The sequence below is a fragment of the Rhizobium sp. 01N447_2 genome (assembly GCF_056399245.1).
The window spans coordinates 1-21,242 of the sequence record NZ_JBFTQY010000027.1 but is presented as its reverse complement, the minus strand read 5'-3'; the positions used below and the strand labels follow the sequence as shown (position 1 = coordinate 21,242).

Below are 21,242 nucleotides of genomic sequence, written 5' to 3'. Positions count from 1 at the left end.
CATGAAATGCTGGTGCGCTCGGGGTTCCGTCAACGAACTTAGCCCTATCACCGCATCCCCAGTCTTGGAGCATGGAAAATAATCTGCGCAACCAATTTGATCTATATTGACACCAATCTCGAAACCAATTGTATATTGATCGCATGACGATCCTGATTGGTAGCGAATGGTGGTGAACGTGAAAACAACTCCAACACTTGAAACAACCCGTGTTGCTCCATCGCAGGCGGCTGCTGTAGCATGCGATGCTCCCAGCCAACTGTTCATCGGCGGCCAATGGGTCGCCGCGAAAGGCGGCCGGACCTTTGATGTGATCGATCCCTCGACTGCTGATGCAATCGCCACCGTCTGTGACGCCGACATCCCGGACGCAATGGCGGCCGTCGACGCGGCGGAAAAGGCGGCTGCGGCCTGGAAAGCAACTCCGCCGCGCCGGCGCTCGGACGTTCTGATGAAGTGTTTTCACCTTCTCCTCGAACAGGCAGAATGGCTGGCGCGACTGATCACAGTTGAAAATGGCAAGGCACTTGCCGACGCAAGATCGGAAGTCGCCTACGCGGCCGAGTTTTTCCGCTGGTATGCCGAAGAGGCGGTAAGATCTCCCGGTGAATTCGGACCTGCACCTTCCGGCGCGAACCAGATCATCGTGAGCCATGAGCCGATTGGTATTGCCGTATTGGTAACGCCTTGGAACTTTCCGGCAGCAATGGCTACGCGCAAAATTGCTCCCGCGTTGGCCGCGGGTTGTACTTGCATCCTGAAACCCGCAGCCGAGACCCCTCTTACGGCGCTGGCGATCGGAGAACTCATGCGACAGGCAGGTGTTCCCGCCGGGGTGGTCAACATCGTTACCACGAAGAAAGCAGGCCCTGTGGTCAGCGCCATGCTGCATGACAAGCGGGTACGGAAGCTGTCGTTCACCGGCTCGACAGGCGTTGGCAGGATCCTGCTGCGCGAGGCGGCGGACCAAGTCGTCAGTTGTTCAATGGAACTGGGCGGCAATGCGCCTTTCATCGTGTTCGATGATGCCGATCTGGAAACCGCTGTCGCCGGCGCAATGATCGCCAAGATGCGCAACGGCGGTGAGGCTTGTACAGCCGCGAACCGCTTCTACGTGCAAAAGAGGATTCTGGCTGACTTCACGCGTCGTTTCGCGGAAGAGATGGCCGCACTCAAAGTAGGACCAGGCCTGGCCGCGGATAAGCAGCTTGGCCCACTGATCACCGAAGCCGCGGTGGCCAAGGTCGAGCGCCTGGTAGACGACGCTATCGCCAAGGGAGCCCACCTGGTTACCGGTGGCAGCAGATTGAGCGGTGAGGGCTTCTATTATCTACCGACCGTCCTCGCCAACGTCTCTGCCGATGCTGAGATACTTCGAGAAGAAATCTTCGGTCCGGTCGCGCCAATCATCGCGTTCGATACTGAAGACGAGGTCGTCGAACTAGCCAACGACACCGAATATGGATTGGTATCCTACGTCTTTAGCCGGGACCTCAAGCGCGCGCTCGCAGTCGCTGGCAGGCTGGAAAGCGGCATGGTGGGAATTAACCGAGGTGTCGTTTCCGACGCTGCCGCGCCGTTCGGCGGCATGAAACAGAGCGGCCTCGGACGCGAAGGCAGCCACCACGGCATGCTCGAGTATCTCGAAACGAAATACATCGCCGCCGCTTGGTAGGGGCCCGATCAACGCAGGTACGTTTCGCTATGCCATGGTAATGGCGTGGGGAAGTCAAGCCGGCTCAAAGCCATCCAAAGGTGACGCGGGTGGCTGAAGCCAGACCTAGGAGAGATAAATGTCGCTACTGAAAACCATCGACCCGAATCCATTGTTCGAGCCGAAGCATAAAACTGCAGAACCGGATCGCCTAATCGCGGGCAGCCCCGCGTTCAAGACATGGTTGCAGGACACCGCCAAGGACGGCACAGTCAATACCGGCGTCTTCGAGGCCACGCCCGGCGAAACGCACTCCATCAAGGGTGAGACTTTTGAATTTTGCCATCTCGTCCACGGTGTCATCGAACTGACCGAGAAGGGAAAGGAGCCTGTCACATATCGTGCAGGCGACAGCTTCGTGATGAAGCCCGGCTATGTCGGCGTTTGGAAGACCATAGAGACGGTGCGAAAAATCTTCGTCACCGTCACCTGATCACGGGACTCTCGGCGACGGGGCGGAAACGGAGCAATCCGGCAGGCAAGGCCTTCAGATGCTTCCACCCGAAACTGGATGGGCGGTTTATCCGCCCATGCCGACTTCCAAACTCGAAGGCCTATATGCCAAGCTTGTCGCGGTTCGGCCTAGACGTCAATCTTACGCCCCTGTGCCACCAAAACCCGCCGCTGTTCTTTCGAGGTGAGCGCAGAGACCCACGAAATGGATGAACTCATGCAAACGGAATCCGTCGTTCTTGCGCCTTTCGAGGCTCACCATCTGGATGATGCGGTGGCGCTTTCGCGTGCGGCGGGCTGGGCTCACAGGAGAGAAGACTGGGTAATGATATGGTCGCTGAGCCAGGGGCGCGTTGCACTCGCTGGCGACCGGGTCGTGGGAACAGCTCTCATGACTCCCTTCGGAGACACTTGCTCAGCCATCAACATGATCATTGTCGACGAAAGCCAGCGCGGCCGGGGATTGGGAAGAAAATTGACCACCGCCGTGTTGGAACTCGCCGGCGATCGCCAATGCCGTTTGACGGCGACGAGTGACGGCTTGCCGCTTTACGAAAAGCTGGGCTTTGTTGCGACACATCAGATCGTCCGCCACCAAGGCATCGTCAATCGCATCGATGCTTCTGAAAATGTTGAGTGGGTCGGGCCCGACGCCCTGCCGGCAATCAAAGCGCTCGATCGTGCGGCGTTCGGCGCCTCCCGCGAGGCATTAAACGATGTCTTGTCGAAGGAGGGAAGGTTCGCGGTCATTCGGAACGATGATCGTATCGTCGCATTCGCGTCGACGCGGTTGTTCGGAAAGGGCGAAGTGGTCGGGCCGGTCGTTGCGGAAAACTTCGAACAGGCGAGGGACTTGCTCGCATTCATCCTCTCAGGCAAGGAGGGTCGCTTCGTACGGATCGACATCCCTGAACAGACGGGCCTTTCGTCGTCGCTCAAGGGGTGGGGGCTACCTCAAGCGGATGGAGTCGTTGCGATGGTTCGAGGTGCTGCGGGCCACCCTCAAACACCAGCGGTTCAGACTTTCTGCCTGGCCAGCCAGGCTATCGGCTGACTTGGTCGGGCGGAAGTCCGTTGATTGCACGTCCATTGTCTCTGGGCGAAACATAATAATCATGTCTGTACTCCGAGGTGATCGCGAGTGGCGATCACCTCTCCGCATTGTATATCTCGGCAAGGTCGCATAGATCCCAGTTTCCGCCAGACAACACGACACAAACTTTTTCGTCGGGCTCGACATCTATGGCGCCCGCCAACAGCGCTCCCACGCCGATGGATGCGGCGGGTTCAGCAATGAGTTTCGCGTCCTTGGCAAGAGCGCGCATCCCGGCAATGATATGCTCGTCTTCAACAAGAACAATCTCGTCCACATACTTTTCGATAATCGGAAAAGGATTCTGGCCCGGAACGCTTATCCTCAGCCCATCCGCAATAGTGTTCTTCAAGGGAAGCGATGTGCGCTCCTTGTTTATACGGCTCTGAAAATACTTCGGCGTCAGGGCGGGTTCCGCCCCAATGACGCGCACTGATGGTTTCGATTCTTTGATGGCAGTCGCGATTCCCGAGATTAGCCCGCCGCCGCCAATGGGAACAATGACCGTATCTACATCGGCGAGATCCTGCAGTATTTCACAGCCGATCGTGCCCTGGCCGGCCATCACGACGGGGTCCTCGAAAGCGTGAACAGCTGCGTATTTGTTTTCTTCAGCGATTTCATACACCCTTTTCCACCTGGCGGCGGTGTCGCCATCGAAAAGAATGACTTCTGCCCCGAGTGCCTTTGTGTTTTCAATTTTAATTTTGGGCGTGGTGACCGGAAGCACCAAAATTGCTTTTACGCCGAGCAACCTGGCAGCATAGGCAATCCCTTGGGCATGATTGCCCGACGACGTTGCGATGATGCCGTTCGCGATCTCTTCCCGCGATAGCGAGAGAGCCTTGTTCAGGGCACCGCGAATTTTGAATGCACCCGTAATCTGCAGGGTTTCCGGCTTGAGATAGAGCTGACAACCAGCGGCGCTTTCCATCTTTTCCGCGCGCAATAGCGGCGTGTGCCTGATGTGCGGTTTCAGCCGTTCCTGAGCTTCACGAATGTCTTGAATGGTGGGGTAGTTGCGCATGGTCATCACTCAAAAAACTGGAAGAAAGCGCCGACGTTGTTGGCTATTGCGTTCTGATAGATTTTGTTGGCTGTCGTATTGTCTTGTATGGCCATCCCCGTGGAGTCAAAAATAGTGATTTCGTCATCATTTTCTCGTCCCGGCTTCCTCCCCAACAATACCTCGCCGATTTCGCCGTGGATGTCGTCCTTGGTAATGATGTTTTTATTCAGCGGGTGCCAAGTCTCGCCCTTTTCCGTGCATTGTGAAAGCGAGTCGACGATGATTTTGGCATTTCGGAAAAGTTCCGGATCCAGCTCCTGTTTGCCGCGTTGATCCGTGCCGATCGCAACGATGTGTGTACCGGTTTTTACCCATTCCGCTTCCACAAGCGACCCTTTCCCTCGGGTCGTTGTGATCAAGATGTCGGCCCGCTCGACCGCCTCCTTCTTCGAGCTTGCGACGGTGACGGGAATGCCGAATTCGCGCTCGATGTCCGCCTTGTATTTGGAACTTGTTTCGTAGGTGCTATCCCAGGCGTGGATCTCTTCGATCTTCAAGATCTCGTTGATCGCACGGATTTGCATTCTTGCCTGATTGCCTGTGCCGATCGACGCAATCGTCCTGGCGTTCTTTCTCGCCAGTGCTTTGACGGAGACGGCTCCCGCCGCCCCGGTTCTGAGGCCAGTGATCAAGCTACCATCCATGATACAAATCAACGCACAGCTCTTTGCATCAAACAGGAGAATGGTGCCCATGCTGTTCGGCACGCCGTGTTCTACCGGGTTGTTGGTGAACCCTCCGGAATGCGCCTTCATAGAGATGATTTCAGCGACCTTATAATAGCCAAGCTTGAAGTCGATCTCGCCACGCCGGGAGGGCAGATGAATCCCGATATAGTCGGGCTGTTCCACCTGAGCGCTGCTGAAGGCCTTGTAAGCCTCTTCGACCGCGCCAATGACCTCCGTCATGCCGATAAGCCGTCCTACGTCATTCTTCTTGAGCAGCAGCGTTTTCATGCGTGACCTCTCTATTTCAATTCATCGGATGCCTCGGCGCATCACGACCTGATCTRCACTAATCATATTGGGCCCGCTGTATTTCTATTGGCCGTATCCGCGGGGCCTCAAGCAGATTGTTTTATATCGCATGGCGATTTTGGCAGAGAGTACCGGCATGCGCTTTCGAAGCTTGGGCGGTGTGTTGGAACTATCCCGCCACCGCGGATCACTGTGACCCGGCACTCACAAGGGGAAATGATGTTTCCCTCCAGCATTTTGTGCTGATGTTCCGCAATCTCCGGGCAATTCGGATGCGAGCGCCGGGCTATGATTGGTCATAACTTAAACAGCTCCCCGCAAAGCAAGGACGAAGCGCATGACCACTTTCCGCCCGAAATACATCACGTTCGATTGCCACGGCACGCTGATCAACTTTCAGATGGCGGAGGCGGCACGCGATCTCTACGCCGAGCGTATGAGCGAGCAGAAAATGCTGCAGTTCATCGCCGACTTCTCTGCGTACCGGCTTGATGAAGTCATGGCCGACTGGAAGCCCTATGCGGAGGTCGTGCATAACGCATTGGCGAGGACCTGCAAACGCAATGGCATCCAGTTCAAGAACGAAGACGCGCAGATGGTTTACGAACGCGTTCCCACTTGGGGCCCGCATCCCGACGTTCCGGCCGGTCTTGCCAAGGTGGCAAAGGAAATTCCGCTGGTCATCCTGTCGAATGCAATGAACTCCCAGATCATGTCTAACGTCGAGAAGCTCGGCGCGCCTTTCCACGCGGTTTACACCGCCGAAGAGGCTCAGGCCTATAAGCCGCACTTCCGGGCCTTCGAATATATGCTCGATATGCTTGGCTGCGGACCGGAGGACATACTGCATTGCTCTTCTTCGTTCCGTTACGATCTTATGTCCGCGCACGACCTTGGGATCAAGAACAAGGTCTGGGTCAATCGCGGTCACGAGCCGGCCAATCCCTATTACGGCTACACCGAGATTGCCGGCATCTCTGACTTGCCGGGCGTTGTCGGGCTTTAAGGAAGCCCGAATACATCTGAAAATCTCTCTGCCACCGGTCCGACAGCGAACCTCGGTTTGCCGGAGGGTAAAGGGCCGAGGGCATTGCGGTGCCGCCGTGTTCGGCGGCGCGTTCATGGATCCCGGCAGGGGCGAGGTAACAATGCCGGGGCCAGGACAATCGTGCTGAAGGCGGGGACAGTGGTTCCAGCGCCTTCAGTAGCATCGCCATCCTTCACGGAGGTTGGCCGCAGCGGACTGGATGCCATGCGGACGGTCGTTTTTGACCATTGCCGTCCGGCTCCAAACAGTGCGAGGGTCTCAATCGTGGGTGCTTGTAACGATACGGTTCCAGACGACGGCGCGGGTCATCTCGACGGCAACCAGTCGTTCGGCGAGCCATTCACCGAAGCATATTTCAGGGGCGCTGCCGCTATTCTGGGGACTAAGCCGAGCCCTGCCGATGCGCACGTGTCCGGTGAGCTGCTACTGCGCCACTACGGTTTGACGGGGACGATCAGGGTTCTGTCCTCGGAAGTGGAATGTACCGCCGAGGTCACTCTGTTGAGCGGCGATCGGTTGATCCTCAAAACGTCAGCGCGGCCGGAAGGACGAGACAGTTTCCGCTTCCAGGTTGCGGCCCTTGCAGGGCTGGAAGGCGCTTCCGGTTTCGCAGCACCTCATCTGCTGCGTACCGGCGCCGGTACGCTGATGTTCGAAGAGGAGGAGATTTGCGGCTACCTGCAGACCCGACTTTCAGGGGTGCCGCTGCACCAGGTGAACGCAACTCCGGACGTCCGCTACCGGGTCGGCCAGGCGCTTGGCAGGCTCAGTTTGGCGCTCGAGCCTCTGAAGCTGCCCGCCATGCATCGCCCGGTACTTTGGCATGTCGGATGCTGGCCGAGGCTATTGGAMCTGGAGGAGCATCTGCAATCAGAGCCTGTCGCGGCCTCAGTGCGTCTTGCCATGGGCAATTATGTCGAGCTCATCAAGCCGCAACTGCGCGAGGTAGCATGGCAGGTCACGCACAATGACCCCAGCCCTTTCAACACGCTCCTGGCCGGTCAGGGTATCGCGTTCATCGATTTCGGCGATGGCTGCTGGGGTCCTCGGATTCAGGATCTCGTGGTTGCTGCAAGCCACTTGGTAACCGACCCATCTTTGGCTCTCGGCGGCTCAGAAAATCTCATCGCCGGCTATACTTCGGTGGCTCCGCTTTCCACGCTTGAGGCGAAACTGCTGGTCGGACTGATGAAGGCGCGCCAAAGCGCCCTCATCCTCATCAACTACTGGAGAGCCGAGCTGTTTCCGGCCGAGGCGGCATATATCAAGAAAAACGTGACCAGGGCCGAACGCGGGCTCTCTATCCTATCGGCGTTAAGCGTAGGGGAGGCCGATATGGCTGTGCGTCGCGCAGGACCTTAGCCCGGCCGCACTTAAACGTTGCGTCACTCGCCTTGGTCATCAGGACGGTAAGCCGCGACCTTCTCGCGGATGGAAACTTAAGCAGGATCAAAGCTATGTCCACAGATCTCATGCCCAACCGCTTCACCCCCGGGGAAGCCACAATTCCCCCCCGGGAGTCTGAGCTGATCGCCCGGCGCGACAGCGTATTGGGAGCTTCCTACAGGCTCCAATATCGCCGGCCGGTTCATTTCGTTCGGGGCGAGGGCATGTGGCTCTTCGATCCGGACGGACGTCCCTATCTCGATTTCTACAACAACGTGCCCTCTCTCGGGCATTGTCACCCAGAGATCAACGCTGCCATGGCAGAACAAGCCAGCCGAATTAGCGCAAACACGCGCTATCTTGAACCGAGGCTAGTCGACTATGCCGAACGGCTTGTGGCCACCTTTCCCCAGGAACTGAACCGCGTTGTCTTTACCTGCACGGGGAGCGAATCGAACGACCTGGCACTCAGGATTGCAAGGCTGGCCAGCGGCAGCGAGGGCGTGATCGTCTCTTCCCATGCCTATCACGGCACCAGTACGGCCACCGCGATGGTGTCGCCTAATCTGGGCGATGCCATCAAGCTCAGCCCTGCCGTGCGCATGGTGTCGTTGCACGGTCCCTCGGGCATACCCGAGCGGCAAGCTGCGGCGTTCTTTGAAGAACAGGTTCGCTCCGCAATCGCTGATTTGAACCGGCGTGGGATAGGCATCGCGGCCCTTCTCATCGACACGATTTTCTCCAGCGACGGCGTCTGGGTTGACCCTCCTGGCTTCATCGCCGATGGAGTTAAAGCGGTGCGGGAAGCAGGTGGCCTCGTGATTGCCGATGAAGTTCAGCCAGGATTTGGACGGACGGGCACACACATGTGGGGTTTTGAGCGTCACGAAGTAGTGCCTGACCTCGTCACTCTCGGCAAGCCTATGGGCAATGGATTTCCAATCGGCGCGGTTGTTGGTCGCAAGGCACCGATGGCTCGCTTTGGCGCGACTGCCCGGTACTCAAACACTTTCGGCGGCAATACCGTCGGGATCGCGGCCGCTGACGCCGTCCTGACCATTTTGCACAGAGATCGCATCCCCGAGCATGCGCATGCCATGGGCGAACGCCTGAAAATGGGGTTGGAGCATCTTGCTAAGCTGCACGGCGGTATCCGCGGCATTCGAAATGCCGGTCTGTTCTTCGGCATCGACATCGGGCTGGATGGAACGGGAGAGGCCAGCCGGCGTGCCATGGCATTGGAGATTGTAAACCTGGTGCGTGAAGATGGCGTTCTTATCAGCACGACTGGCGCCAACGAGGATACGCTGAAAGTTCGGCCGCCACTGATTTGTCAGGCGGAGCACGTGGATCGGTTTCTCGAAGCCATGGAGTCCGCGCTCAGGAAGGTCGTTGCGTAGGTGTAACATCGACCGCCTCGGCAGCCGACCCGGATCGTTCCATTTATCACCGAAAGCTAAGTCCATGAAACTCGACCGGACAGACATCAAGATCCTGCACGTGCTGCAGCAGAATGGTCGAATGACCAATGTGGAGCTTGCTGAGGTTGTCAACCTATCGCCGAGCCCCTGCCTCATGCGCGTCAAGAAGCTGCAGCAGGAGGGCTATATCGAAGGCTACACGGCGCAGATCAATGTCGCCAAGTTGGGGCAGGCGCTATTGGTGTTTACTGAGGTCACGCTGAAGAACCACCGGCAGACCGATTTTGCGCGCTTCCTCGCCGCTATCGAGAAGATCGAGCAACTCATCGAGTGTCATGTGATCTCGGGCGGCTACGACTATCTCTTGAAATTCGTGACTACCGGCATAGGCGAATATCAGGAGATCATGGAGCGGCTGATTGAGCTGGACGTCGGTATTGACAAGTATTTCAGCTACGTCGTGCTGAAATCGCCGATCCGCAGGGCGCAACTGCCGCTGACGAAACTGTTTCAACCATAGGCTCCGATAAACTCCTCGCCCTTTCTTCGGGCGATCCAACCTCTAGAGACAAGGCGCGCCACCATGAAGTTCTTATCCTACTGGCACGACACTGCTCCGGCTTTTGCCGGGGCCGAAGAGGGTCCGATCGATGGCCATTACGATGTCGCCGTGGTCGGCGGCGGCTTCACCGGTCTTGGCGCCGCCCGGCAGCTCGCAAAGGCAGGTGCCAAAGTCGTCGTTCTGGAAGCCGAGGCGGTGGGTTGGGGCGCCTCCGGCCGCAATGGCGGTCACTTGAACAACGGACTTGCGCATAGCTATCTGGCGGCAAAGGCGGAGCTTGGCAAGGAGCGCGCGATTGCGCTTTACAAGGCGCTGGACGACTCGATCAACACGATCGAGGCTCTAATCCAAGACGAGAGAATTGATTGCAGCTTCCGCCGCACCGGTAAGCTGAAGCTCACCTCCAAGCCCCAGCATTTCCAAGCGATCGCGCGCAACTTCGAAGCCGTGCACGCCGAAGTCGATCCGGACACGGCGTTGCTAAGCGCAGACGACCTGAAGCAGGAAATCGGCTCGCCCTTCCACGGCGCGATGCTCTCGAAGAAGAGCGCGATGATGCATATGGGTCGCTACGTCATAGGGCTCGCCGAGGCAGCGAAGCGTCACGGCGCGACGATCTTCGAGAACGCGGCCGTCACGGGCCATCGGCAGGCGGACCGCCGTCATCATCTGAAAACCGGCCGCGGCAGCGTCACCGCCGATGCGGTGCTTATTGCCACCGGCGCCTATACCCCCTCGACCTTCGGCTATTTTCGGCGCCGGATCATTGCGGTAGGCAGCTTCATCATTGCCACGCGGCCGCTGACCGAAGCGGAGATCGCGGCGACGATGCCCGGCAACCGCACCTGCGTCACATCGAAGAACATCGGCAACTATTTTCGGCTCTCGCCCGACGACCGGCTTATCTTCGGAGGCCGCGCGCGCTTCTCGGCAACTTCCGACCACGGGTCGGACCCTAAGATCGCAGCGACCCTAAAGGCAAGCCTCGCAGAAATCTTCCCGCAACTCGCCAGTGTCGAGATCGACTATTGCTGGGGCGGGCTCGTCGACATAACCAAGGATCGGTTCCCGCGCGCCGGCTGTCATGACGGCGTCTGGTACGCCATGGGTTACTCCGGCCATGGCGCCCAGCTTTCGACCCATCTCGGAATGCTGGTCGCCGACGCGATCCTCGGCCGGCCTGACCGCAATCCGATGAAGGGGCTCGAATGGCCGGCCGTCCCGGGGCACTTCGGAACCCCCTGGTTCCTGCCGCTGGTCGGCATGTATTACAAGATGCTGGACAGCGTCGGCTAGGGACTTCTTGTCCTACCCTCGTCGTCCGCCATGATCAGAGCCCGCCGACCTCGACTCGGGAGCCGTCAAAGAAGCGCGACAGCCGGAAGGGCGTGGGATCAACGCAAGGCCTATCGTTAGCAACCAGATCAGCGGCGAGGCGGCCGATGCCCGGGCCAATGCCAAAGCCATGGCCGGAACCGCCCGCGGCCAAATAAAGGCCGCTCACATGATCAGACGCCGAGACAACGGGTACTGCGTCCGGTGTGCAATCCACATACGCGCCCCAACTGTCAGCGATTTCGATACCCGCAAGCGCCGGGAACTGCTCGGTGACGCCCTTCAGGATAGCGGCGATTGTCCGGCGGCTCGGTCTTGGATCGAGAACACGGATTTGCTCGAAAGGCGAAGGCGTATCCTTGTTCCAGCTCGCCAAAGCTTCCGGTCCATGGAACATGGACTTGCCAACGCCAATCTGGACCGCTTTCAGTCGCTTCAGAAACATCGGCATGAACCAGCGCGCGTAGCGCAGGCCCTGTGGCGTGATATCCAACGTCGCCCTACCGCTGATAGCAAGCGTGTAACTGCCGTCCAACCTGCGGGTCAGCGAGCACTCAGGCGTATAGATCGCCTCTCCGAGATTGGTTGTGGGTCGTGTACGAATTGCAGTCTGGCGCACGCATGCCTGCGGGAACTGCACGCCGTACTGGCGACAGAACAAGGAGGTCCACGCACCGCCGGCGTTGAGAACGGCCTGCGACCTGATGATCCCTTTTTCGGTGATGATCCCAGCAACTGCACCATTGACGATATCGAGACCCCGTGCAGCGCATTCCTGGTGGATAGTCGCTCCCAACTTGCGGGCACCATTCGCGATGGTCGGCGCTGCAATGGAGGGTTCGCCTTTGCCATCATCGACTGAATGCACGCCGCCGATCCAGCGGCGGCCTTGCGCGGGAATTCTGTCATGCGCTTCCCGGGCAGTTAGCATCCTGGTATTGACGTTGAATTGCCGGGCAAGATCAAGCCATTGTTCCCATTCCGCCAGCTGTTGCGGGTTGTCCGTCGCATAGAACAGACCGCATTGGCGGAAGCCGACGTCTTCCTCGATTTTGGCTGCGAACTGGTCCCACGCCTGCATGGAAATTCCCGAGAGCGGCAGTTCGCGCTCATCGCGGTTCTGCCGGCGGCACCAGCCCCAGTTTCGGCTGGACTGCTCACCGCCGATATAGCCCTTCTCGACCAAGGCAACGGAGAGCCCCCGCTCTGCGAGAAAAAATGCCGCCGACGCACCGATAATGCCGCCACCGATGACGACGACGTCGGCCTTCGCGGGAAGCTCTTGATCGCTCTGTATGCTTTTGAGAAGTGGTGACATCGTGGCTGACCTGAATTGATTAGTCGGAGCTGTTTTCTGCCTGCCGCGCAGGAGCGTCTTGCGCGAGCACGGCGATCGCGTCGATCTCGACGAGATAGCCGTAGTGGAGTTCGGGCACCGGAACCACGGTGCGCGCCGGGCGCGCCTCTCCCAGCCGCGCTGCATAAACCTGGTTGAAGCGCGGCCAGTTGCTGACGCCGACGATGTAGGCGGTCACCCTGATGAGATCGTCCGGGGTTCCGCCTGCGGCTTCCAGGACCGCCAGCATGTTGTCGATGGCCTGCCCCGCCTGCGTCTCGAAGCTATCGTCGGAAAGCGGCGCCCCATCCGGCCGGATCGGGAGCTGCCCTGATATATATAGATGCTGGCCCGCCAGTTTGGCCTGGACATAATGACCGGCAGGGCTGGGCGCGCGATCGGTGTTTACGGTTATGACCTTCGACATCACCAGCCCCCGAAGCGCGGCCAACAAGCCTCAACGGCATGCGAGCCACTGCGGACAACATGATAGACGGGGTGCTGCGCAGCGGTTGCGCATGCGTGGTTCGGCAGGATCCGCACCCGGTCTCCGATCGCCAAATCGGGAAGGCGAGCGTTCGAGCCGGGCCGCACGGCGAGGATGCCATGCTCCTGGTTCGCGTCGGCAACGATGATGTCCTGGTAGGCATTGCCGTCGATGCCACTGACGAGGCCATAACCCTGGTCGATGGCCTGCCTGCTGGTGCCGCGGTCCCGCGACAAAGACATCCATCCGCCATCGGTTATGATCCAACCCTTCTCGCGCTGGTGTCCGATAACCGTCGCAAGAACGCTGAGCGCGATGTCATCGACCTGGCAAATGCCGATGCCTGCCATCACCAGATCGAAGAACACGAACACCCCGGCGCGGACTTCGGTCACGCCGGTTAGATCCTTCGCATGATGGGCCGTCGGCGTCGAACCGACGCTGACGACCGGGCACGGCAGACCCGCACCACGAAGAAGCTGGGCGGCTTCAACAACGGCCAACCGCTCCGCCTCCGCATAGCGCTGCTGCGCCTCGTCGTCTCCACCTTTGTAGCTATCGCCGGCATGGGTCAAAACGCCACGCAGCTCCGCGCCTGCCGCCAGCGTCTGCCCAATCTCCAGCAACTGCGTGTGATTGCCAGGCACAACACCCGAGCGGTGGCCATCGCAATCGATCTCGATCATGGCTGGGATCCGCATTCCGGCGTCTCGGGACGCCTCGGCAACCGCCTGCGCCTGTTCGACGGTATCCAATACCACCACGAGATCGACGCCCTTGGCGCGCAGATCGGTGACACGCGCGAGCTTTGAAGGAGCGATGCCGACCGCATAGATCACGTCGCGAACGCCAGCGGCCGCGAACTGCTCCGCTTCCTTCAGCGTCGAGATGGTTGCCGGTCCCTCTGGCGCACTCATCAACCGCCGGGCCACGTCAATCGACTTCGCCGTCTTCAGATGCGGTCGCAGCGACACGCCGAGGTCATCGAGCCGGTTCCTGAGCCGCTTGATATTGCGGTCCATCCGGTCCGCATCCAGAACCAGACAGGGCGTTTCCAGCGCCTCAAGAGTGGTCGTTGCTGCCAAGCCAGGGGAGGGGGCGAACGTCGCTAGATCCATTTGTCGGGTCTCCAATTTCGAAACTCACCTTGTCGCCCAATCRTAAAGACGGCAATTAATGATTGGTGAAGGTTCGATTCAGGTACGCGTTAATTCTGATGGTGCAATCCAGCCAGCGTCAGCTTGAATCCGCTCAAGAACGTTGATCTCCGCCTCGATCTCCAATCGCAGATCGGCACTGCCGGAAAAAGCGCCATTGAAAGCCGCCGTTCCGATGGTAAAGCCTGCAGCACCAGACCGTACGACCGCCGCCATCCTTTCAGGGCTGTCGATCGATCCGGCAACGACCACAGGCTTGGCCACGGCCTCGCACACCCGCGTCATCAGCGCTTCGACATCGCCGCCGAAGCGATAGGCGAGCAGATCCAGACCGCTGACACCGTTGATCGCCGTCAAATGCCGGGCACTTTCCACAATTGTGTCGATCGTCCCTTCGAGCTTGCTCGGATGACCGACAATCTTGCCGGGGAACGGATAGTACCCCATGTTTCGCCCAGCAATAACTGGGAGAACGACATGTGGTCGGGTGCCACCCATCAAGATGTCGACGCCAAGCTCGACCGCGGCCTGCGCGGATCGTAGCTCGCTCTCTTCGTCGAGGCTGACCACTTCGAGGTAGAGCGTGGCACCCCCCGCCTTGATTGCCGAAGCAAGGCCCAAGAGTTTATCGAATGGCAGGCCAATATCCYTGAACCCCACATGTCTGATGCCGGCGGCAAGCACATCCTGGAGGCGCTCGGCCGCGTCGGCAACAGTGCGGTCCTGGTTGGTCAACATAAATATGAAGTCGGGAGAAGTCTGGGGCATCGAAAGCGCTCCTAGATTGCGTTGAGAAGCAGCGCCTGATCGAAGGCGTAGCGAAGTGAGGAATGGTCGGCCGTACCTTGGCCCGCGATGTCGAATGCGGTGCCGTGATCGACACTGGTCCGGATGAAGGGCAAGCCGATGGTGACGTTGACGCCGCTGTCGATGCCGAGATACTTGACCGGAATGAGGCCCTGGTCGTGATATTGCGCAACGACGATATCGAACTCGCCTCTGCGGGCTCGCATGAAAATAGTGTCTCCTGGCCATGGACCGGACGCGTTTATTCCAAGTTCCCGGGCCCGGCTGATCGCGGGCGCGATAATGTCGAGATCTTCGCGTCCGAACATGCCGTTTTCACCGGCATGGGGATTGAGGCCGGCGACGGCGATGCGGGGCGAGGCGATGCCATATGCCCTACCTGCCCTGTGCGCCAATTCGATCGTCCTGAGCACAGATTCCTGCGTCACGAGGTCAATGGCGTCTCGCAACGACACGTGGATCGTGACCAGGATGACACGCAATTCGTCGTTTGCCAGCATCATCGCGAACTTGTCGGTCCCCGACCGTTCTGCAAGGATTTCAGTATGGCCGGGATAATTGAGCCCCCCCATTTTCATCGCTTCCTTGTTGATCGGCGCGGTAACGATCGCCCTGATGTTGCCTGCCAGCGCTTCGTCGATCGCCCTCACAACATAGTCGTAGCTGGCGCGGCCAGCGCGCGCATCCACCTGACCGATCGGCAAATCGTCAGGTAGATCCGAAACGTTGAGAACGGCCATGAGCTTGCGGTCTGAGACAGCCTCATCGACGGAAGTGACGGGCTGCACCTGAAGCGGAAGATCGAGGGCTCGGACAGCACGCTCCATCACCTTGGCATCGCCGATCACCAGCGCGTGCTCAGGCAGTCCGTCCGCAAAAATGCGTGCGACGATTTCCGGGCCGATCCCGCAAGGATCGCCCATGGTTATTCCGATAGGCTTCTTCATTTCTTTTCTCCAAGCCAGAGGCCCCGAAGCAATTCGGCTGATTTCAGCAGCACGTTCGACGAACCGAAGCCGCCCGCTTTTGTGATGATGTGCATGGGATGCGATCCGCTCGTACGTCCGACCGGAATTCCAGGCTCGATCTCGCCCAAAAGTTCGAGCGAACCAATCTCAAGTACGCCCAAGACGGATTCGGCAGTGTCGCCGCCGGTCACGAAGAGCCCGGTCACGGGATTACGCTCCAGAAGCATGCGGACCGCCTGGCCAAGAGCGATTGCGATGGATCGAGGCTCGGCCGGCGTGCCGCGCTCAGACGTTGTTAGAATGACATCTCGGGTAGACCCAGATTGGCTATATTGCGCAACGGCGCTTTCGGCCGCGAGAAGGGGAGAGTGAGACGCCTGCTCGGCGTCGACCACGATCTGGCGCACGTTGCCAGTGCTCATCAGCCTTGAGCATTGCTCGCGGCTCAGAGGGTTGACGCTGCCAATGACGAAGAGATTGAGCGCCGCCGTGGGGGTCGACGGTGCGATGTCAGCGGGGCCAACATAGTCCGCCAACGCAGTCGCCAGTCCCGGAGAACCACACCAAAGAATGGACTTTGGATCGGCCGCCGATTTCACCAGCAGTGCCAGGTCGTCCTGGGTTGCTGCATCGGCTATCAGTAACTTGCTGCCATTCGCGACAAGTTCGCCGGACTTTAATGCGCGAACTTCCTCAAGCCCAAGAAAACGCACTTCCGCGTCTGGAATATCCCGGAACAGAGCCCGAAGACGAGAGTCTGTTATAGGATGCAGCGGGTCCATCGCAAATTCGGTCTTCTCCAACGGCACGCCACGCAGAAGCTGACGCCCTCCTTCAGTCGTTCGCCCGCCCGCTGGGAAGGCCGGAGCGACGATTGCAACAGCCCGACCGGATGCCGCACGTGCAGCAGATACTTCAGCTCCGACGTGGCCTCGAATGGTGGAATCCACCGTGTTGTAAAGGATCTCCGCGGACGCCAGGCTTTTTGCTGCCAGCGTCGCCCGATCGACAGCGTCCTCAATGGATCCTGCCCGGCTTGCCTTGTTCAGGGAGATAATCGCAGCATCTTGTAGAGACGATGGCTGATAATCGTTGAAGACAAAGCATCTGTGCCCCATGCTCACGAATGGCGCGGCGCCATCCGTTGCGCTCGTCAGATCGTCGGCGAGAATTCCTACCTTCAAAATCGCTCTCCCGTCGGTTCTCAATGTGACGAAAGACTATTAGCGCTATTGCTTCTGACAAAAAAACGATGAATTCTGACAGAAATCCGTAACTTCAAGTCACAGATATGGCCGCACGAGTCCCTGCATTATCCGCACTGAGAGCCTTTGAATCCGCTGCACGTCATTTGAATTTCGGGCGCGCCGGCGATGAATTGTTTGTGACGCACAGCGCCATCAGCAAGCAAATCCGCTTACTGGAGGAAGACCTTGGAGTAGATCTTTTCGAACGAAGAAACAGGGCCGTTTTCCTCACCGACGCAGGGCGACGCCTCCTTGGTACGATGAGTGAGGTGCTTCGCCAGATCAGCGATTGTTGCGAGGAAATAAGAGTTGGCGGTTCGGCGCCGCTGGTGGTCTCATGCGAGCCGACATTCACGCAGCGGTGGCTGATCCCTCGCCTCCCACAATTCAATGCACTTCATCCAGATGTCGAGGTTCATGTATTGGCCGCTGGCGGTCCGGTGAGCTTCGACAGGAATCATATTGATTTAGCGCTGCGGAGAAGCGATTTTAGCTGGTCGCCGGAGCTCTTTGTGGAAACGGTCGTCGAAGAACGTGTCGGCCCCGTATGCGCGCCACGCCTGTTGGCTTCCGACAGCAATGATATTCTCTCCTTGCCTCGCATTCATGCGGCCACGCGGCGAGACGCGTGGGCGCGATACATCGCCGACAATCAGCTCGCAGATCCAAATCCACCCGGGAACCAGGTATTCGAACATTTTTATCTGAGCATTGAGGCGGCAATCGCTGGCTTAGGTGCTGCAATCGGTCCAGAGCCGTTGGTAGCCGATGCTGTAGAAAGTGGGCAACTGGTGGCGCCGCGGGGTTACTCCGGCAACGGATACAGCTACATCCTTTTGAGCCGCCTCCCGTTCGAAGGCGATGCTAGGAAACGTAACTTCCTTTCCTGGATTCGACGGCAGTTTGGTCCCTGAAGCGCGCAGTCTGGTCAGTACCTTGAGGCGGATGCTCCGCTACGTGAGAGATAGTGTGGCTAGAGGAGCGACATGGTGGAGATCGCAGCCAAGACGGCCGCAGCGGACAACGCGACGCCGTGCCTAACATACCAATCGCTCTGACCAAGTTCAGATGCTGGGGCCGAGTATGTTTGCTCTGGCTTCGATGATATGGTCGTACATGTTTCGCTCGGCCTCTCTGCTGTCGCGGTCTTTGATGGCGTCAAGAATCGCCTGATGGCTGACGATATAGGTCGCCATGCGCTCAGAGGTCAGCGACTGTTCTTTCATTTTTCCCCAGAGGTTTCCCGCCCGTACTGCGTGAATGCCTTCATAGAGCGAGGCAAGAAGACCGTTACGAGCGGCTTGGACGATGATGCGATGAAAGACGGCGTCCCATTTCTCGAAATCAACTAGAGATTCCGACGTGCTGCCTCGTGCGATTGATTTCTGCATTTCTTCGACTTCCTGCCTTGTCGCCCGTAACGCTGCCAAGGCAGCGATCTTGGGTTCAATGATCAGTCGGGCCTCAAACACTTCCGCCGGATAGGTGCGCAATGTGTCTCCTTCATTGGTTGCCGGCCGGCGAAGGGCGCTGGAGCCTACGCCGCTGCCGGCGATAAAGGTGCCTCTGCCAACGTGCCTGATAAGGCGGCCTTCCTTCTCCAACGAACTGAGCATCCGTCTGAGGGCGGTACGCGGCAGCCCGAGTTTCAGCGCCAAGTCACGTTCGGGGGGCAGGCGATCGCCTGGTTCTAGGCCTTCCGCCTCAATGAAATCCTTCAACACCACGCTCATGTGACCTCCACAATAATTATTTTGCGAAACCAATTTGATCTATATTGACACCAATGGCAATACCAATCTTATATTGATCATCGAACCAACGCCGATTGGTAGCGAATGGTGTCGAGTCCAGGAGCTGTGCACCTGCTCGAAGAGATTGTGCGGCAGCATGCATGAATCGGCGACAAAATTTCAATCGAGACGCTGCGTAGATAAAGGAGATAGACCGATGGCCGTTATGACAGAGGCCGTTACAGCGGGCGACGCAGCGCTTACGGTGCGCGGCCTCACTGTCGACCTGCCGAAAGGCATGGAACGGGCCCATGCCGTCGAAAATGTCTCGTTCGACCTCAAGCGTGGTCAGATCCTTTGCATTATCGGTGAGTCTGGTTCGGGCAAGTCGGTGACTGCAAACACAATCATGGGGCTCTTGCCCAAGATCATTCCGGTCTCATCGGGCGCGATCAATCTCAATGGAACCACCATAGTCGGCGCGCCGGCAAAAAAGCTGCGCCAGCTGCGTGGCCGTGTCGTGTCCATGATCTTTCAAGATCCGCTTTCGGCGCTTAACCCGCTGATGACGGTCGGCGACCAAGTCGCTGAAGTGATGGCGGCCCATGGAGTGGGCACCAAGGCCTCGCGGCGTGCGCGCGCCCTTGAATTGTTGACCGAAGTCGGCCTGCCTGATCCGGAGCTGATGTACCACCAGTATCCTTTCCGGCTTTCCGGTGGCCAGCGGCAGCGCGTCATGATCGCTATTGCGCTGGCCCTTGAGCCGACCATTCTGATCGCAGACGAACCAACCACCGCCCTTGACGTCACCACGCAAGCGCAGATCCTGAAGCTCATCCGTGACATTCAGCGTCGCAAGGATATGAGCGTCATGTTCATCACCCATGACTTCGGTGTTGTGGCTGAAATTGCCGACAGCGTCGTGGTTATGGAGAAGGGGCGGATTGTCGAACAGGGGAGCGTCGATCAGGTTCTCAAATCCCCCAGCCACCCCTACACTAAGCGCTTGATCGCGGCCGTTCCGCACCTCACGGGCGAAGACAGAAAGTTCAAGGCGCAGACGAGCGACGAGACGATCCTGACGGTCAATGGGTTGTGCAAGACCTATCGCAGTGGCAGCGCGCTGTTCGGTAGCCAGCGTGTCGTGCCTGCGGTGAAGGACGCCTCATTCACGTTGGCTACGGGCCGCACCCTCGGCATTGTCGGCGAAAGCGGCTCCGGAAAATCGTCGCTGGGCCGGCTTCTGATCAAGCTTCAGGACAGCGACAGCGGTCAGATCTTGTTTGAGGGCAAGGATATCGTCAAGCTTTCGGAATCCGAGTTCCGGCCGCTGCGCCCTCGAATTCAGATGATCTTTCAGGATCCTTTTGCCTCGCTCAATCCGCGATCCACGATTGGTCAAATACTGACAGTCGGGCCTGTCGCACATGGTATGCCCTACGTGCAGGCGCGCGAAGAGGCCCGTGCGTTGCTTTCCCACGTCGGTCTCGATGCCGGCGCCTTCGGCCGCTACCCGCACGAATTCTCGGGTGGGCAGCGCCAGCGCATCGGCATCGCCAGGGCCCTGATGTTCAAGCCTAAGCTACTGATTGCCGACGAAGCAGTCTCCGCGCTTGACGTGTCGATCCAGGCCCAGATCCTCAAGCTGCTTGACCAAATCCAGCGCGAGACGGGCGTATCAATGATCTTCATCACCCATGACCTTCGTGTCGCCAGTCAGATCTGTGACGAAATCGCAGTGATGCAGAAGGGCAGGGTCGTCGAGCGCGGCCCGCCGTCTCAGATCTTCCTGAAACCGCAATCGGACTACACCCGTGAACTTGTCGCTGCAATTCCGGGAGAACGACGGAGAGGCACTTGAGAAGGTTCAATTCACCCCTGGCAGTCGCTGCCTAATAAGCAAAAGAGAGGGAATAAAATGACAAATGACTCTACGACCAAAAGCAACATTTCTCGGCGCGACGCACTGCGCCTGATGGCAGCCGGCGGCATTGCATGCTTTGCCGCTCCCAACCTGATAGGCAAGCCTGACATTGCCCGGGCCGCCGACAAGAAGCCTGCGGGTCGCGTCGTGGTCGGGCTTTCGCAGGAACCGACCGTCTTCAATCCGCTGATGGCCCATATCGAAACGGACGATGYGGTCCACTTCTCACTCTTCGACGCCCTCTTCCGCATGGATCCAGGCGGCGTTCTCCAGCCCAATCTTGCGCTAGAGGTTCCCACGCAGAAGAACGGCGGCATCTCGGAGGATGGCCTGAGCTGGCGCGTCCGCCTGCGTGACGATGTGCACTGGCATGACGGTAATCCCTTCACGGCTGAGGACGTGAAGTTCACCCTTGAACTGATCACCAATCCGAAATTCCGCGCCTGGCGTACGGGCGGCCATTCGTTGGTGCGCGACCTCACTGTGGTCTCGCCAACGGAAATCACCTGGCGCATGGAGCAGGTT

Annotated in this window: 20 protein-coding genes; 11 read left to right on the top strand and 9 right to left on the bottom strand. The window is 58.7% G+C overall.

Annotated features, from left to right (window positions below; translation table 11 throughout):
* Nucleotides 1-166 precede the first annotated feature (166 nt).
* The 3 genes from AC1ECN_RS19445 (at nucleotide 167) to AC1ECN_RS19435 (ending at nucleotide 3,221) form a co-directional block, all read left to right on the top strand.
* Nucleotides 167-1,675: an NAD-dependent succinate-semialdehyde dehydrogenase gene (locus AC1ECN_RS19445; protein ID WP_029768303.1), complete on the top strand. Its 1,509-nt coding sequence runs from the start codon at nucleotides 167-169 to the stop codon at nucleotides 1,673-1,675.
* Between the two features lie 118 nt (nucleotides 1,676-1,793).
* A complete protein-coding gene (locus AC1ECN_RS19440) occupies nucleotides 1,794-2,147 on the top strand; it encodes a cupin domain-containing protein (RefSeq protein ID WP_018068425.1) in 354 nt (117 codons plus the stop codon).
* Between the two features lie 237 nt (nucleotides 2,148-2,384).
* Nucleotides 2,385-3,221, top strand: a complete 837-nt coding sequence (locus AC1ECN_RS19435) for a GNAT family N-acetyltransferase (RefSeq protein WP_020397317.1) — start codon at nucleotides 2,385-2,387, stop codon at nucleotides 3,219-3,221.
* Between the two features lie 94 nt (nucleotides 3,222-3,315).
* On the opposite strand, the gene AC1ECN_RS19430 is transcribed toward AC1ECN_RS19435, so the two are convergent.
* On the bottom strand, nucleotides 3,316-4,293 hold the full coding sequence (locus AC1ECN_RS19430) for a threonine/serine dehydratase (protein ID WP_172643717.1): 978 nt from the start codon (nucleotides 4,291-4,293) through the stop codon (nucleotides 3,316-3,318).
* On the bottom strand, nucleotides 4,293-5,285 hold the full coding sequence (locus AC1ECN_RS19425) for an ornithine cyclodeaminase family protein (protein ID WP_018068428.1): 993 nt from the start codon (nucleotides 5,283-5,285) through the stop codon (nucleotides 4,293-4,295). Before AC1ECN_RS19425 ends, AC1ECN_RS19430 begins: the two co-directional genes overlap by 1 nt.
* Nucleotides 5,286-5,643: 358 nt before the next feature.
* Here AC1ECN_RS19425 and AC1ECN_RS19420 point away from each other — a divergent pair, with 358 nt between their 5' ends.
* From AC1ECN_RS19420 to AC1ECN_RS19400, 5 genes are all read left to right on the top strand, one after another.
* Nucleotides 5,644-6,312: a haloacid dehalogenase type II gene (locus AC1ECN_RS19420; RefSeq protein WP_018068429.1), complete on the top strand. Its 669-nt coding sequence runs from the start codon at nucleotides 5,644-5,646 to the stop codon at nucleotides 6,310-6,312.
* A 246-nt stretch (nucleotides 6,313-6,558) separates the two neighbouring features.
* On the top strand, nucleotides 6,559-7,716 hold the full coding sequence (locus AC1ECN_RS19415) for a phosphotransferase enzyme family protein (RefSeq protein ID WP_477953848.1): 1,158 nt from the start codon (nucleotides 6,559-6,561) through the stop codon (nucleotides 7,714-7,716).
* Nucleotides 7,717-7,811: 95 nt separating this feature from the next.
* A complete protein-coding gene (locus AC1ECN_RS19410) occupies nucleotides 7,812-9,140 on the top strand; it encodes an aspartate aminotransferase family protein (RefSeq protein WP_024323565.1) in 1,329 nt (442 codons plus the stop codon).
* A 64-nt stretch (nucleotides 9,141-9,204) separates the two neighbouring features.
* Complete coding sequence (locus AC1ECN_RS19405; RefSeq protein ID WP_018068432.1) at nucleotides 9,205-9,681, top strand: Lrp/AsnC family transcriptional regulator; 477 nt, start codon at nucleotides 9,205-9,207, stop codon at nucleotides 9,679-9,681.
* 63 nt (nucleotides 9,682-9,744) lie between these two features.
* Complete coding sequence (locus AC1ECN_RS19400; protein WP_130673819.1) at nucleotides 9,745-11,019, top strand: NAD(P)/FAD-dependent oxidoreductase; 1,275 nt, start codon at nucleotides 9,745-9,747, stop codon at nucleotides 11,017-11,019.
* Nucleotides 11,020-11,053: 34 nt separating this feature from the next.
* Here the strand turns inward: AC1ECN_RS19400 and AC1ECN_RS19395 are convergent, their stop codons facing one another.
* The 6 genes from AC1ECN_RS19395 to AC1ECN_RS19370 all read right to left on the bottom strand — a co-directional run bounded on the left by AC1ECN_RS19395 (nucleotide 11,054) and on the right by AC1ECN_RS19370 (nucleotide 16,997).
* On the bottom strand, nucleotides 11,054-12,376 hold the full coding sequence (locus AC1ECN_RS19395) for an NAD(P)/FAD-dependent oxidoreductase (RefSeq protein ID WP_018068434.1): 1,323 nt from the start codon (nucleotides 12,374-12,376) through the stop codon (nucleotides 11,054-11,056).
* A gap of 19 nt (nucleotides 12,377-12,395) precedes the next feature.
* Nucleotides 12,396-12,821: a RidA family protein gene (locus AC1ECN_RS19390; protein ID WP_018068435.1), complete on the bottom strand. Its 426-nt coding sequence runs from the start codon at nucleotides 12,819-12,821 to the stop codon at nucleotides 12,396-12,398.
* Nucleotides 12,821-13,999, bottom strand: coding sequence for a DSD1 family PLP-dependent enzyme (locus AC1ECN_RS19385; protein ID WP_024323563.1), 1,179 nt, complete (start codon nucleotides 13,997-13,999; stop codon nucleotides 12,821-12,823). The genes AC1ECN_RS19390 and AC1ECN_RS19385 overlap by 1 nt, the downstream gene beginning before the upstream one ends.
* A 78-nt stretch (nucleotides 14,000-14,077) precedes the next feature.
* The gene (locus tag AC1ECN_RS19380) at nucleotides 14,078-14,806 is read right to left on the bottom strand and encodes a nitronate monooxygenase family protein (protein ID WP_477953845.1); all 729 of its coding nucleotides are present in this window, start codon (nucleotides 14,804-14,806) and stop codon (nucleotides 14,078-14,080) included.
* 11 nt (nucleotides 14,807-14,817) lie between these two features.
* Nucleotides 14,818-15,792, bottom strand: a complete 975-nt coding sequence (pdxA, locus tag AC1ECN_RS19375) for a 4-hydroxythreonine-4-phosphate dehydrogenase PdxA (protein WP_477953843.1) — start codon at nucleotides 15,790-15,792, stop codon at nucleotides 14,818-14,820.
* Nucleotides 15,789-16,997, bottom strand: coding sequence for a four-carbon acid sugar kinase family protein (locus tag AC1ECN_RS19370; protein WP_024323561.1), 1,209 nt, complete (start codon nucleotides 16,995-16,997; stop codon nucleotides 15,789-15,791). The genes pdxA and AC1ECN_RS19370 overlap by 4 nt, the downstream gene beginning before the upstream one ends.
* 107 nt (nucleotides 16,998-17,104) lie before the next feature.
* On the opposite strand from AC1ECN_RS19370, the gene AC1ECN_RS19365 reads away from it, so the two are divergent.
* Nucleotides 17,105-17,974, top strand: coding sequence for a LysR substrate-binding domain-containing protein (locus AC1ECN_RS19365; protein WP_018068440.1), 870 nt, complete (start codon nucleotides 17,105-17,107; stop codon nucleotides 17,972-17,974).
* Nucleotides 17,975-18,124: 150 nt separating this feature from the next.
* Here the strand turns inward: AC1ECN_RS19365 and AC1ECN_RS19360 are convergent, their stop codons facing one another.
* Nucleotides 18,125-18,793 (bottom strand): FadR/GntR family transcriptional regulator, encoded by a 669-nt coding sequence (locus tag AC1ECN_RS19360; protein WP_018068441.1) that lies wholly within the window; start codon nucleotides 18,791-18,793, stop codon nucleotides 18,125-18,127.
* A 217-nt stretch (nucleotides 18,794-19,010) separates the two neighbouring features.
* On the opposite strand from AC1ECN_RS19360, the gene AC1ECN_RS19355 reads away from it, so the two are divergent.
* Complete coding sequence (locus AC1ECN_RS19355) at nucleotides 19,011-20,654, top strand: ABC transporter ATP-binding protein (RefSeq protein WP_018068442.1); 1,644 nt, start codon at nucleotides 19,011-19,013, stop codon at nucleotides 20,652-20,654.
* Nucleotides 20,655-20,711: 57 nt separating this feature from the next.
* On the top strand, nucleotides 20,712-21,242 hold a 531-nt coding region (locus AC1ECN_RS19350), incomplete at its 3' end, for an ABC transporter substrate-binding protein (protein WP_477953840.1).